Origin of the sequence: Paenibacillus sp. GYB003 (genome assembly GCF_036577625.1) — a bacterium.
Classification (GTDB): Bacteria; Bacillota; Bacilli; order Paenibacillales; family NBRC-103111; genus Paenibacillus_AB.
The window spans coordinates 1-12,655 of the sequence record NZ_JARBDC010000086.1 but is presented as its reverse complement, the minus strand read 5'-3'; the positions used below and the strand labels follow the sequence as shown (position 1 = coordinate 12,655).

Genomic DNA, 12,655 nt, shown 5'->3' with positions numbered 1-12,655 from the left:
TATGTATGACGACGGCTCCGCCTGTCAATCGGCTTTGAATTAAAGACAAAATAAAGATAACGGGACGCAAAAAAAAGACACGGAACGATTCCGGGTCTTCGGCTATCGATTCATTTGCGGCTGGTTGACTCTGCCGAGAAAGTGGTTCATCAGAACGGGCAGCGAGATAAGGATGGGAGGATCGTCCGGAAGCGGCGGATGGAGCGTGATGTCTTGATGCGGGACGACGGCGTTCGGCTCGACGACGATCGGCCGCTTCGAACGGGCGCGCAGCGTGGAATGCGGCAGCAAAAAGTCGATTGCCCGCGAGCTCCAGGCGACCGAAGTCGCCATCAAATAATACGTTCCCGGCTTGACGCCCGTAAAGCAAAAATCGCCCAGGGACGGCAGCAGCGTACCGTGCAGCGGCATTCCTTCCGGGATCGGCTTGGCGAACAGGCCGACCAGAACGACGCCTTCGAACGGAACGGCCGCCCGTACGGTCCCTTCGATTCGGGCGTGCTGGTGCAAGATCGGAAGCGCCGTCCGCCAGTCGCGAAGCTTCTGCAGGGCGCGAAGATGGCTGTCCGCCTGAACGACCGAATTTCGGAAATGCGACGGCGATACGCCGACCCGTTCCGTAAAACGGGAGGTGAACGTTCCGAGACTTTGCTGCCCGACCTCGAGGCCGATGTCGCGGATGCTGAGCTTCGTGTTCAGCAGCAGCTCCTTGGCCCGCTGCAGCCGGTAAGCGGAAACATAGTATAACGGCGACAGGCCGATTCGTTCTTTGAAAATGCGCGCAAAATGATACGGGCTATAGCCGGCGTAACCGGCCAATCGGGACAGCTCCAGCGGCTCGTCGATATGCCGATGAATATAGGCGAGTACTTCGTCTATTTCTGAATACCGGTCCGACAAGTCGTCATGCACCTTCTTTCCAAATCGAATCCACGCAAAAAAACAGAACAAACGTTCTCGATCATCATACCATATTTTCGTTCGTTATTAAACTTCTACTTGTCCTTTACACAAAAAAAATCCGCGCCATGCGCGGATAACGATCCGTATATTCGATAAAGCGCTCAACGGCCGGCGCGAAGACGGCTCCACCGCTCCATGCGTTCGCTGAATTTCGGCGGCACGATGCGCGGCTTCCCCGCCTGGCATACGAGCCGCTCGCCGTCCGTCAAACCGGCGTTTCTCGGCTCCAGCCGGGCGACGAGCCTGGAACGCCAGCGGCCGAGCTCTTCATGGTATTCCGGGACGTTCGCCAGATCGACGCATTCTCCCGGATCGGCGGAAAGGTCGAACAGCTGCTCGATCCCGCGTCTGGCCAGCCATAAATATTTCCATTTGCCGTCTGTCAAATAATGCATCTCCTGCAGCTCCGAATAGCAGATGCCGTGCTCGCCGTGCATGTACGGCCGCCACGCGGTCTTCTCGCCGCGGACGAGCGGCAGCATGCTGGCGCCGTCAACCGTGCGGGGGATTCTGCAGCCCGCGGCCTCCAAAATCGTCGGCATAATATCCTGCAGGCCGACGACCCGCTCCACCTTGCGCGCCCGCGACCGGGCCATCGCCGCCGGCAGCCGGACGATCATCGGGATATGCGCGGACCCTTCGTAGCCGTACGTTTTGCGCCACAGATGATGGTCGCCGAGCATATCGCCATGGTCCGACGTAAAGACGATAACCGTATTGTCGTACACGCCCATCTGCCTCATTTCGTAAAACAGCCGGCCGATCTGATGGTCGATATGATTGATATTGCCGTAGTAGCCGGCGCGCGCCCGATGAATTTCTTCGGCGGACCGTCTCCCCCGCCACGCTTCCGTCCCGTCGGTCGGCACGTCGTGCTCCGCGGACCAGTCGCCTTGAAACGGCGCAGGCAAGCTTTTCCTCATATAAAGGTCGAAATAGTACGGAACGGCGTCGTAAGGCGAATGCGGACGGGCGAACGACGTTTTCAGAAAGAAAGGCTTCTCCGGATCGCGCGTTCGCAAAAACCGGATCGATTCGTTCACCGTCCAGTTCGTCGGATGCAAAAATTCCGGCGCATGATACGGCCGGGCCATCCACGAATTCCACGTAATGCCGTGATCGATATACCCGTAATCTCCCGTCTTTCGTTCCTCGAACCATCTGCGGTAATCGGAGACGAACGACGGATCGCCCACTCTGCCGGATTCGTCGAGTACGGTGTTATGGAAGCCGTTCAGCGCCCGCTGCGGCTCGAAATGCATTTTGCCAACGCCCTGCGTATGGTAGCCGGCCTTCGCCAGCTCGCCCGGCAGCGTATGCTCGAATCCGCCGCCCATCCCTTTCGCCGCGCCGCCGCCGGCCGAGTAGACGATGCCCGTGTTCCACGGGTCCATTCCCGTCAGCAGCGACGCCCGCGCGGGGATGCATGAAGGCGCGCACGAGTACGCGTTCGTGAAAAGCGTGCCCTCGGCGGCGAGCGCGTCGAGAACCGGCGTCTCGATCGCCGGATTGCCGCTTGCGCCGAGCGTATCCCAGCGCTGCTGATCCGTCATGATGAGCAATACGTTCGGTTTGTTCATTCTCCGTTATCTCCTGTCCGCATGTAGGAACGCCGTATGTACACGGCGGCGATTTATGATAAAGTAATACGTACGAAAGGGGGCTTCGCCCATGTTCATCCTGAGCGAATCGTTCTACCTCGATTATTTGCAGTTCAAAGTGCGCTGGGCCAGAGACATGCACAAGCCGTTCACCTATACGTCGGACATGCAGTACCCGCATACGATCTTTTGGCTTGTATACGAAGGCTCGTGGCGAATGGCCGTGCACGGCCGCGAGCATACGGCGAAGCCCGGCGATCTGCTCCTGTTTCCGCCCAATACGACGATCGGGCTGAAAAAGGGCGAAAACGAAAGCATACGCTACTTATCGCTGTGCGTCGATTTGAAAATCGGCAGCCTCGATTTGGTTACGCTGTACGGGCTGCCTCCGTCCGCAAGCTTGACCGGCTCCCCCTTCCTGCAAACGTTTACGGACGTTTGGCGCCATGCCGTCGCCTCGTTCGATTTGCTGGGCGAGCTGATTACGGCACGCAAAAAGGAGGCGCCGCCCGCGGGCGAACATACGCACATAATCCATACCGACATTTCGCTTTCGTTTTTAGGGCTGCAAGGCGCTCTTTACGAATGGCTCAAACAGTTCATGTCGATCATGAGAAGGCATCTGCCCGACGAACCGCTTCGCTTCGACCACCGGGTGATGAAAGTATGCGACTACGTTCGCCACCATATCGACAAGCCGCTTCGTCTGCGCGATCTGGCCGGACACGTCCATTTAAGCCCGAGCCATCTGAGCCATTTATTCGTCAAAACGCTCGGCGTGTCCCCGCTCGAGTACGTTCGCCAAGCGAAAATTCAGCTGGCCAAAGAAATGCTCGTGCATTCGTCCTGCTCGGTCAAAGAAATTGCCGAAAAAATCGGCTACGGCGAGCAAAGCCAGCTGAGCCGTTATTTCAGCCAAACGGAAGGCATGAGTCCGCTGCAGTTCAGGAACGCCGCGACTTCGGCCGTCACGTTGTAACGGTATCGCGCTTGCGATCGCGGCGATTCCAGCTTGGCCGCCGCGCCGTTACTTTTTGCTTTTCTCCGCCTCGATCTCTTTCCTTGCGGCTTCCGCGGCGTCCCTCAGCGCCGTGTTCACGTCTTTTTTGCCCGTTACGATTTCCTGGAACGCCGTGCTCGCTTTGCCCGCGGCGATGCCGTTATATTTGTCCTTGTTCGAGATCGGTGCCGTTTTCTCCGAGAAATACGCCTTGATGTTTTTCCCTTTATACGCAGGCTGGTTTTGCGCGTAGACGCTTTGCACCGATTGGTTCGCGACGGTCGGCAGCGTTCCTTCCGACGCCTGCTTCATCTGAAATTCGTCGGACGTCAAGTACGCGATAATGTCGAAAGCCTGATCCTTATGCTTGCTCATTCCCGTAATGCTGAAATAGGCGGGCGATTGCTGGGGCGCCACTCCCATCGCTTCTTTAAAGTACGGCATCGCGATCACGTCCCAGTCGAACGTCGCGGGATATCCGATCATATCGCTGCCGTAATAGGCGTACATCGCCGCGGTTTGGTCCTTTTTGAAAAGATCGGCGTGCTTGTTGAGCAGATCGTTCGTATATTGCGCGTCGGCGAGCCGGAAGAAGCGGACGAAGTTGTTTACGACCGCCTTGTATTTGTCGTCCTCGAGCATCACCTTGTCCGTTTTCGTGTCGTAGGACGGCACGGACAGCTGATTGTTCGTCAACATATGCGAATAGGAGGTCGCAAGTCCGAAATACTGCGTGCCGCCTTCCACGCGGGTCATCGTTTTCGCCAATTCGTAAACGTCGTCCCACGTCGAGCCTTCTTTCGGATACGGAACGCCGAACTTGTCGAACAAGTTTTTGTTGTAAAACAGCAGGAACGTGTTCGACCGGACCGGCAGGCCGTACATGCCTCCGCCCGCATATTGTTTCATAAACTGCACCGCCGACGGCTCCAGCCGGCCCAAGTCGTATTTATGCTTTTGGATCAGCTCCGTGATGTCGTACTGCAGGTTGAAGTCGACCAGCTCGTTGATCGTAGACGTCGACGAGATGACGATGTCGATCGGCTGGCCGGACGCGAGCAAGTCGGCCGTTTCGGTTCCTTTCGCGTACTGGACGAATTTGACCGTAACGTGCGGAAATTTTTCCTTGATCGCATTGCCGTTCTCCTGCATGAACTGCTCCGGCGTACGTCCGGCCTTCGGCGAATAGAAGACGATTTCCACCGGCTCCTTGGCATCCTTCGGCGCTCCGGCGGCCGGCTCCTTGGAAGAAGCGCCGTCCGGATTCCCGCCGCCTCCGCAAGCGGCGGCAAACGAGGCCAGCATAGCCGCTGCGGCGAAACCGGATATTCGTTTTTTATGGGCCAAACTCATTCTGGATCCCCCCGATTGTAGTTGGACGCCGTCCTGTCGCCCGCCGCGGCGTCATTCCAAGGGCGACAGCGGCTGCGAAAAAAGCGCTTACAATCGCTTGATATCGCGCTTCTTCGTTCCTCTTCATCTTAGCACGGGGCTGCGGGGACTCCCATTGCAATTGCTTTGGACTTTTTGACATTTCTTACGATCGGATTGCGGCGGAGGTTGGCGCGCAAATAAACCCCGGGACCGCGATCCCGGGGTGAAGTGCTGTGATCCGTTATTTGACGGCGACGACTTGGCCGCCGGTCATTTCGATCAGCTGACGCGGCGTCAAAGCGAAGACGGCTTTCGGGTGGCCGGCGGCCGCCCACAGCGTTTCGTACCGGAGCAAGTCTTCGTCGATCAGCGTGACGACCGGCTCCGAATGCCCGATCGGCGCCACGCCTCCTATAACGTAGCCGGTCCGCTCGCGCACGAACGCGGCGTCGGCTTTCTCCGGCTTGTCTCCCAGCAGCTCGGCGATTTTACGCTCGTCAATGCGGTTCGTTCCGCTGGCCACGACCAGCGCCGGCTTGTCCGAAGCGGCGAGACGGAAAATGATCGATTTGGCGATTTGCGCCGCCTCGCAGCCGATCGCATCCGCGGCTTCCTTGGCGGTTCGCGCGCTGTCCGGCAGCTCCACGACCGTAATGGCATAGCCCGCTTCGTTCAACAACGCTTGCACGCGCCGCGCGCTTTCCTTCAATACGGTTGTCACCCGCAATCCCTCCGAATTCGTGCAGTTTTTCTATATCTATACCTATATAGATTACGCGCGCAGCCGGAACCGAGCAAAGGAAAAATCGGTTATAAGCCGTTTATACGTCGCGGCGCAGCGCCCGCAGCACGTCGACCTTCGTCGCCCGTTTCGCCGGACGCGCTCCCGACATGACGGCGACGGCGAGCGAGATGACGGCGGCGAGCGCGGTCAGCAGCGGCGGAATGAGCGAGAAGCGGAAGTCGGCCGGCACCTGCTCCTCGAGAAACGAGTGAATGAGCAGCGGCAGCGTCTTGTTCACCGCAAACGATAGCGCATAGGAGACGAGAATGCCGATGGCGGCACCGATCAGGCCGATCATCCCGCTTTCGAGCAGGAAAATGCGGCGAATCGCCGACGGATGCGCGCCGATCGCTTTCATGATGCCGATATCCTGCGCGCGCTCGGTGACCGCCATCGTCATCGTGTTGAAAATGCCGATCGAAGCGATCAATACGGCGATCGTCCCGACGAAGACGAGGCCGATTTTCATAATGAGAAACACCATGTTGACTTGCTTCAGCTCGTTTGCGATCGAATGGTTCAAATACCCGTTCGAGCGTATTTGTTCGCCGATCCCTTTCACGTACTGCGCGTTGTCCGCAAAAGCCTGCACTTGACGGTACGTTCTCGGATCGTTCGGGGATTTCGGCTTCGGTACGTTCGCCGCTTCCCCGGACGGGTCCGGCTTGACGACAACCCCGAGCTGCGTGCCGGTAATCGCCTCGATCCGCTGCAGCAGCGGCTCGCCGATATAGACGCTGTTGTCTTTGTTCCATTCTCGCGTCGGCTCTTTCGTGACGCCGACGATCGTAGCCGAGATCGGCGTTCGTTGCTCGACGCCGTTCGCGTAATGGGTGACGGTCAGCTCCATTTTTTTGCCGATCCAGTCTTTCGCGGAGCTTTGCTTCGGCTTTGACCGATCGGTTGACGCCGCTTCGTTTCCGGACTCGGCCTGTTCCGGGTTTTCCCGTATATTGTAGCCGACGACGATTTCGTCTGCCGCTTGCGGCAGACGGCCCGCGCTGAGGCCGAAGTCGGCTTTCGTCTCCGCCTCGAAGTCGACCGCGATCGTTCCGCCCGGCGGCACGGCTTCCCCGTCAACCTTTCGCGCCAGCAGCTGCCCGACATGATTGCGGTACGTCACGGCTTTGACATGCTCGATGCCGCGCAAATAACGGATATCTTCGTCCGTCATCTCGTTCACCGTTTTTCCGCCCGTTTCTTTCCCCCATACGTCGATAGCCGTCACGGCCCGATCGCCGATCATTTTGTCCACGATGCTTTTCTGCAGGCCGAAGCCGACCGACGCCAGCACGATCAGAAACGCGCAGCCCATCGCCGTGGCGAGCACGGTCATGAACAGCCGCGTCTTGTTTTTTTTCATGTTTTGCCGGACGAACCGGACTTGATCCGCTACTTTCAACCCGATCTCCCTCTCCCTCTTCTCAAAAGCGAACGTGCGCCGTCGCCAAGTCGTCGAATTCGTTTCCGTTCGTTTGCGGACGAATGCGTCCGTCCTGCAGCGTCACGGTGCGGTGCCCGACCGCGGCGACCTGTTCGTCGTGCGTAATGATCAAAAATGTCGTCCCCTGCTCGCGGTTCAGCTCGCCGATCAGCCGCAGCAGCTGACGTTCGTTGTCGCTGTCCAGGCTGCCCGTAGGCTCGTCGGCCAGCACGATCGGCGGGTTCAGCACGAGCGCGCGGGCGACGGAAACGCGCTGCTGCTGGCCGCCGGACAGCTCGCCCGGGTAATGGCCGGCGTATTCGGCCAAGCCGACCCGCTCCAGCATGTCGCTAGCCCGCCGCTTGCGCCGGTCGATCCGCATCCCTTGCAGGACGAGCGGCAGCTCGACGTTTTCGAACGCGGTCATGCTCGGAATGAGCTGAAAGCTTTGGAACATGAAGCCGAAATGCGCCAGCCGGAAATCCGCCCACTGCCCTTCGCTAAGCTTCGTGACCGTTTGGCCCATGACGCGGATGTCGCCGAGCGTCGGCCGGATGTAGCCGGAAATGAGATTGAGCAGCGTCGATTTGCCGGAGCCGCTCCGGCCGACGATGGCGACGATTTCCCCCTGCTCGACCCGCATATCGATATGATGAAGAACGGGAACGATGCGCTCCTTCCCTTTTTTTCCGATCGCAAACTGATGGCTTACCCCTTGTACCTCGATCATCGTCCTACCTCCGTATTCGTTGGTGCGCCGCAATCCGGTCGCGCGGCACATCTACTAAGATACAGGACAACGTTTAAACTTTTTGAAACGAACTATGAAGAAAATCTTAACTTAATCTTTCCGACGTTAAGAAGATGGACGGCGGCTTGCAACCATGCTGCGGCAACATACTTGGGTTCTTTCCATCCCCGATAGCCTCGATGCGGCGAACAGCCGGTCGCACCGATCCGACGTCGGCCCGGAGAAACGATCGATTTTCCGCCCATAAGCGCCTATCTTTCGTTAGCCCGTCGACAAAAAAAAGACCGCCGACATAGTCGGCGGCCCCGGCCGCGGCGGCGGTTACTTTTTCAGCTTTTGCAGCTCTTCCTCGATCACCTTCGTCATCTTCTCGTCCGCTTCGCGCAGCACGGTGTTCACGTCTTTGTTCGAGTACAGCATCTCCGTAAACGCGTTGATCGGTATGCCCGCGGCGCTGCCGACCGGTACGAACCCGAACGGCTTCAGCACCGCGACCTTCAGCTTCGTGAACGCCGCCACGTTTTTCGAGGCGAGCTCCGGCGTCGCTTTGCCGAATTGCGCGTTGATTTTCGGGTCTTTGAGCACCGACGATTGCAAATTTTTCGTCATTTCCGTCTGCACTTCGTCGGAAAGCAGCACCGAAATGACCTGCATCGCCGCGTCCTTCGCCTTGCTCGCGTTCGTAACGGACATCATCGGCGAATCGACGCGCTGGCCGACGCCGGGCGCCGTTTTGTTCGTCGGATACGTGACGATATCCCACTTCATGTCCTTCATCGTCAGCAGGTCGGGAATTTGCCCGGAATAGCCGGAAAACATCGCGATTTGCCCCGTCTTGAAGCCGTTCACCGTATTCATCTCTTTCGGCATGATTTCGGCGCCCGGCATTTTGTACAGGCTGTACCAGAGCTGGAACAAATTTTTCCATTCCTCCGTCTGGAAGACGGCTTTATTGTTTTTCAAGTCGACGAACGGCAGCGAAGCCTGGTACGCCCCGCGGTACACGTTGTCGGGGAACAGTCCGTAATACTGCACGCCGCCTTCGTTGCGGGTCAGCTTGACCGCCAGTTCGCGGGCGTCTTCCCACGTCATGCCGTCCTTCGGATACGGCACGCCGAACTTGTCGAACAAATCTTTATTGTAAAACAGCGCGAACGTGTTGTTCATCATCGGCAATCCGGTGTAATAATTGAACCCGGTCACCGTCTTGATCGACTCCAAATATTCCGGGCTGATCCGGTTCAAGTCGATGCCGTGCTTCTTGATCAGTTCGTCCATGTTATAGTCGATGCCCAGCTTCGTCAAATCGGTCAAATTGTACGGGTAGTTGATCACCATATCCGGGATCGTGTTCGCGGCGACGAGCTCGTTCAGGCTCGAGCCTTTGTCGGCGACATTGATCCGCTCGATCGTAATGTGCGGATATTTTTGCTTGACGGGATCGATGATGAACCGTTTCAAATCGTTGTCGTTGACGATGCCGGCATGAACGGCGATCTTGACCGTGACCGGCTGATTGGCGACAGGCGCGACGGCGGGCTTCCCGTCGTCCTTGGGGGAGGGAGAAGACGCCCCTCCGCAAGCGCTTACAAAGATGGCGGGAAGCAGTGCCGCAAGCGCGGCCAGCTGATCTCTTCTTTTCATTTCGACACACCCCGTTTATAAAATGAATGGAAGTACGGCCTTGGGAGGTAACCGGCATTGCCTTGGCGCTGCGGAGGAGGAATGGGCGACCGCGAAGCGGCCCGGGCGTCGGTCGCCCCGAATGAGCCGCTTCGCCCGCCGAACGATCGTCAATACGTGGAAGCTTTCGTCGTCACCGGACACCAGCGCGCCGATTGCAAATACAGGAGCAGCGCGTCGAGCGCATCCTTCGTGCCGATTCGCTGCAGCGCGGTCGCCGCGATCGCCGCCACGTATCTCGCGCCGCGGTCCGCTTTCGGCGACGCTGGCATAAACGTTTCCGAAGCGGAGACGTCCTCGTACAGCGCCCGAAGGAGCGCGGGGACGGCGTCACGCGCCGCCGGCCCGATACGGGCAAGCGCCAGCCCGGCCGTAAACCGGACGTACGGGTCCGGATCCGACAACGCGTCGCAAAGCGCCGGAACGATGCGCAGCGCCGGCTGCTTGATCATGCCCAAAGCTTCGACGACGTGCTGACGTATGAACGGGGACGGCTCCTGCAGCAGTCCGATCAGCCGCGGCACCGCCCGAAACGCTTGCTCCTTCATCTCGCCGAGCGCATAGGCGATCAGACCGAGCACGTCTCTGTCCTCGTACTCGTCGTCCAGCGCCTCCATGAGCGCCGGAATCGCCTGCGGCCCCGTGGCGGCCAGTCCGTGCGCCGACAGGCGCGGGACGGAGAACGTTTTCGGCTCGACGACGCCCGGCGCCGAATGGCGCAAGCCTTTAACGAGCGCAGGGATCGCCTCGCGGCCGATCGCGGCGAGCGAATAGGCGGCGCGAAGCGCCTCGTTCTCGTCGTCGCCGATCAACGTCCGCCCGAGCTCCGCAACGGCGTCGCCCGCCGCCCCTTCCGTCCGGGCGGCGGGCGTTCCCGCCGTTCCCGACATCCAGTTCCAGACATACTCCCACAGCGGCGTATTGTCTTTCACCGGAAGCTTCAGCTCGGGAGGCTGCCATTTCGTCCGGCGGTTGTTCCATTCCGGCTGCTTCGGCGCCTCCGTGCGGAAAAACAAAAATTTCAGCATGTACCGGTCGTTCGGCGACGTATTCGCCGTAGCCCGATGCCATATATCGTAAGAGATCAAGGCGAACGTTCCCGCCTTGCCGACGACCGGAACGGTCGGCTCCGTCCGCGGGTCGACGTTGTACCGGTTTTGCGAGCCCGGCATAATGTCGGTCGGTCCCATATCGGCCGTCACGTCCTGCGGGTAGTAGAAAATCATCGCCGACCAAGGGACGTGATTGCGCGTCTTCTCGTTTCCCCAATAATTGTCCTTGTGCCATCCTCCGTCGCTCGTGCCCGGCTTGTTATAATGGCCGTGACGGTGGGCGTGCATGACGTAATCCGGCCCGAGGACGCTCGCGAGCGCGCCTTTGACGACCGGATGCTCGAAGATTTGCCCGACTTCCGGAATGCGCGGCACCAAATTGTTGCCCGGATTGCCTTCCGTCTCGTACACCTGTTTCATTTTGCGCACGACGGTTTGATGAAATTGCTCCGAAAAGTCGGTCTGCAGCTGCACGTACCCGTAAGCGATAAAACGGGCCATCTGTTCATCGTCCAACAAATCGTTCGAATCGATCAACGTTACTACCTCCCCGCTTAATCCGTACTGCTTCTTCGATAAAACGCTTCCAAAACCCGCCGCCCCATACGGCACATGGTCCGGTTCTCCCAAGCCGCCGGAACGTTACCGCCCTCTGTGGCACCTCCATTTTAAATAATATATATAATATATAATTTACTCTATATTTTTCATTCCGTCAATCGCTACTTCGCACAACAAAAAAACCGCTCCGTAAAGAGCGGTTCCGTGCGGGCCGCGGACGGGCCCCTATTTCAACTCGCGCAGTTTCACATTGCGAAATTCGATGTAGCCGCCGTGATCCTGCAAGCCGATATAGCCTTTGCGCGGCCGATCGCGCCATGCGTACTTGAACTTGTTCGGCGTCCCGTCCGGGTTTTGCCCCGCGACCGTCCACTCGTCGATATCGGCTTCGACGACGACCGTGCCGTTCAGCTCGAGCTCAATCCGGCTGCCTTCGCACGCGATCCGGATTCGGTTCCATTCGCCTGCGGGACGCACCGCGTTCGACGACGGAGCGACCAGATCGTACAGCGCACCCGAGCTGTGGCTCGTCATCGCATCCTGGTCGTACGTATCCAAAATTTGCATCTCGAGCCCGGTGTTCACCGGATCGTCCAGGTCGGTCCAGCGGAAAAAGATGCCGCTGTTTACGCCGGGCGCCGTTTTGTATTCGACGTGGAGCTCGAAATGTTCGAACTGCTCCTTCGTATGCAGGTAGCCGCCGCTGCCTCCTTTGCACACGAGATGTCCGTTTTCCGCCAGCCATACTTCCGGTTTCCGCGTCGCCTCCCAGCCGTTCAGCGTCTCGCCGTCGAACAGCAGCCGGTACCCTTCCGCCTGCTCCTTCTCGGTCAATGCGTTCATCGCGTTTCCTCCCTGTCCCACATAATGGAAAGTTCCGCTACTTATTCGCCCCCCTGTACGCGCACTCCTGCCTTTTCAGGAAAAAAACTGCGACCGCGTCGCGACTTTGCGGCCTGCATTTGTGCGCGATGCATAATCCGGACCGAAGCATTCGCGGCGAAAACATGCTACAATGGGTTCAAAACCAAACCCGAAGGCGGTGCATGGATGAACGTCGCATTCCTGATCGAGCCACAGGCTTATACCCGGTTCGAAAACGAGGACGAGCTGATCGCGCAATGCAAAGAATGGGGGTTGCTGTCCGAAAAGGCGGCCAAGGCGAAGACGTTCGCCTACAAAGGCGGCGGAACGAACGCGCCGTGCGAAATCGTCGGCTTCGTCGATAAAATAACGGCCGTAATCGCATTCGAGGACGGCCGGACGCACTGCGTCCATCCGGCTTATTTGAAAGAAATGCAGGCGTCGACGTTCGGCCGGCGAAGCGTCTTGACGGCGGACGAGCCGGCGTCGGCGGAGGACGACGCTTCCCCGGCGGCGGAAACTGCCGAAGCGCCGCGGCAGGAGGCGCCGCCCCAGCCGGAGACGACGCCGGCCGGGCAGGCGCCGGCCCCCGTCGCCGC

The 12,655-nt window shown here is 58.8% G+C and carries 10 protein-coding genes and 1 pseudogene; 2 read left to right on the top strand and 9 right to left on the bottom strand.

The features are described 5' to 3' along the window. Positions 1–102: 102 nt before the first annotated feature. Together PV407_RS27275 and PV407_RS27270 are read right to left on the bottom strand one after the other, a co-directional pair. Positions 103–900, bottom strand: a complete 798-nt coding sequence (locus tag PV407_RS27275) for an AraC family transcriptional regulator (RefSeq protein ID WP_332093160.1) — start codon at positions 898–900, stop codon at positions 103–105. Positions 901–1,064: 164 nt separating this feature from the next. After that, complete coding sequence (locus PV407_RS27270) at positions 1,065–2,543, bottom strand: arylsulfatase (protein WP_332093159.1); 1,479 nt, start codon at positions 2,541–2,543, stop codon at positions 1,065–1,067. Positions 2,544–2,634: 91 nt separating this feature from the next. Between PV407_RS27270 and PV407_RS27265 the strand changes: the two genes are divergently transcribed. Beyond that, positions 2,635–3,543, top strand: coding sequence for a helix-turn-helix transcriptional regulator (locus PV407_RS27265; protein ID WP_332093158.1), 909 nt, complete (start codon positions 2,635–2,637; stop codon positions 3,541–3,543). 48 nt (positions 3,544–3,591) lie between these two features. On the opposite strand, the gene PV407_RS27260 is transcribed toward PV407_RS27265, so the two are convergent. The 7 genes from PV407_RS27260 to PV407_RS27230 form a co-directional block, all read right to left on the bottom strand. Further along, positions 3,592–4,917 (bottom strand): ABC transporter substrate-binding protein, encoded by a 1,326-nt coding sequence (locus tag PV407_RS27260; RefSeq protein WP_332093157.1) that lies wholly within the window; start codon positions 4,915–4,917, stop codon positions 3,592–3,594. Positions 4,918–5,179: 262 nt separating this feature from the next. Then, positions 5,180–5,659, bottom strand: coding sequence for a YbaK/EbsC family protein (locus PV407_RS27255; RefSeq protein WP_332093156.1), 480 nt, complete (start codon positions 5,657–5,659; stop codon positions 5,180–5,182). Between the two features lie 100 nt (positions 5,660–5,759). Next, positions 5,760–7,124: an ABC transporter permease gene (locus PV407_RS27250; protein WP_332093155.1), complete on the bottom strand. Its 1,365-nt coding sequence runs from the start codon at positions 7,122–7,124 to the stop codon at positions 5,760–5,762. 22 nt (positions 7,125–7,146) lie between these two features. Then, on the bottom strand, positions 7,147–7,875 hold the full coding sequence (locus tag PV407_RS27245; RefSeq protein WP_332093154.1) for an ABC transporter ATP-binding protein: 729 nt from the start codon (positions 7,873–7,875) through the stop codon (positions 7,147–7,149). Positions 7,876–8,217: 342 nt separating this feature from the next. Then, positions 8,218–9,540 carry an ABC transporter substrate-binding protein gene (locus tag PV407_RS27240; protein ID WP_332093153.1) on the bottom strand — a complete coding sequence of 441 codons (1,323 nt, stop codon included), beginning with the start codon at positions 9,538–9,540 and terminating at the stop codon, positions 8,218–8,220. A 149-nt stretch (positions 9,541–9,689) separates the two neighbouring features. Further along, complete coding sequence (locus PV407_RS27235) at positions 9,690–11,168, bottom strand: HEAT repeat domain-containing protein (protein ID WP_332093152.1); 1,479 nt, start codon at positions 11,166–11,168, stop codon at positions 9,690–9,692. Between the two features lie 249 nt (positions 11,169–11,417). Then, entirely contained in the window at positions 11,418–12,035 is a 618-nt protein-coding gene (locus PV407_RS27230) for a 3-keto-disaccharide hydrolase (protein WP_332093151.1), read from the bottom strand. A gap of 207 nt (positions 12,036–12,242) precedes the next feature. On the opposite strand from PV407_RS27230, the pseudogene PV407_RS27225 reads away from it, so the two are divergent. After that, a pseudogene (locus PV407_RS27225) lies at positions 12,243–12,655 on the top strand (hypothetical protein); the annotation flags it as partial.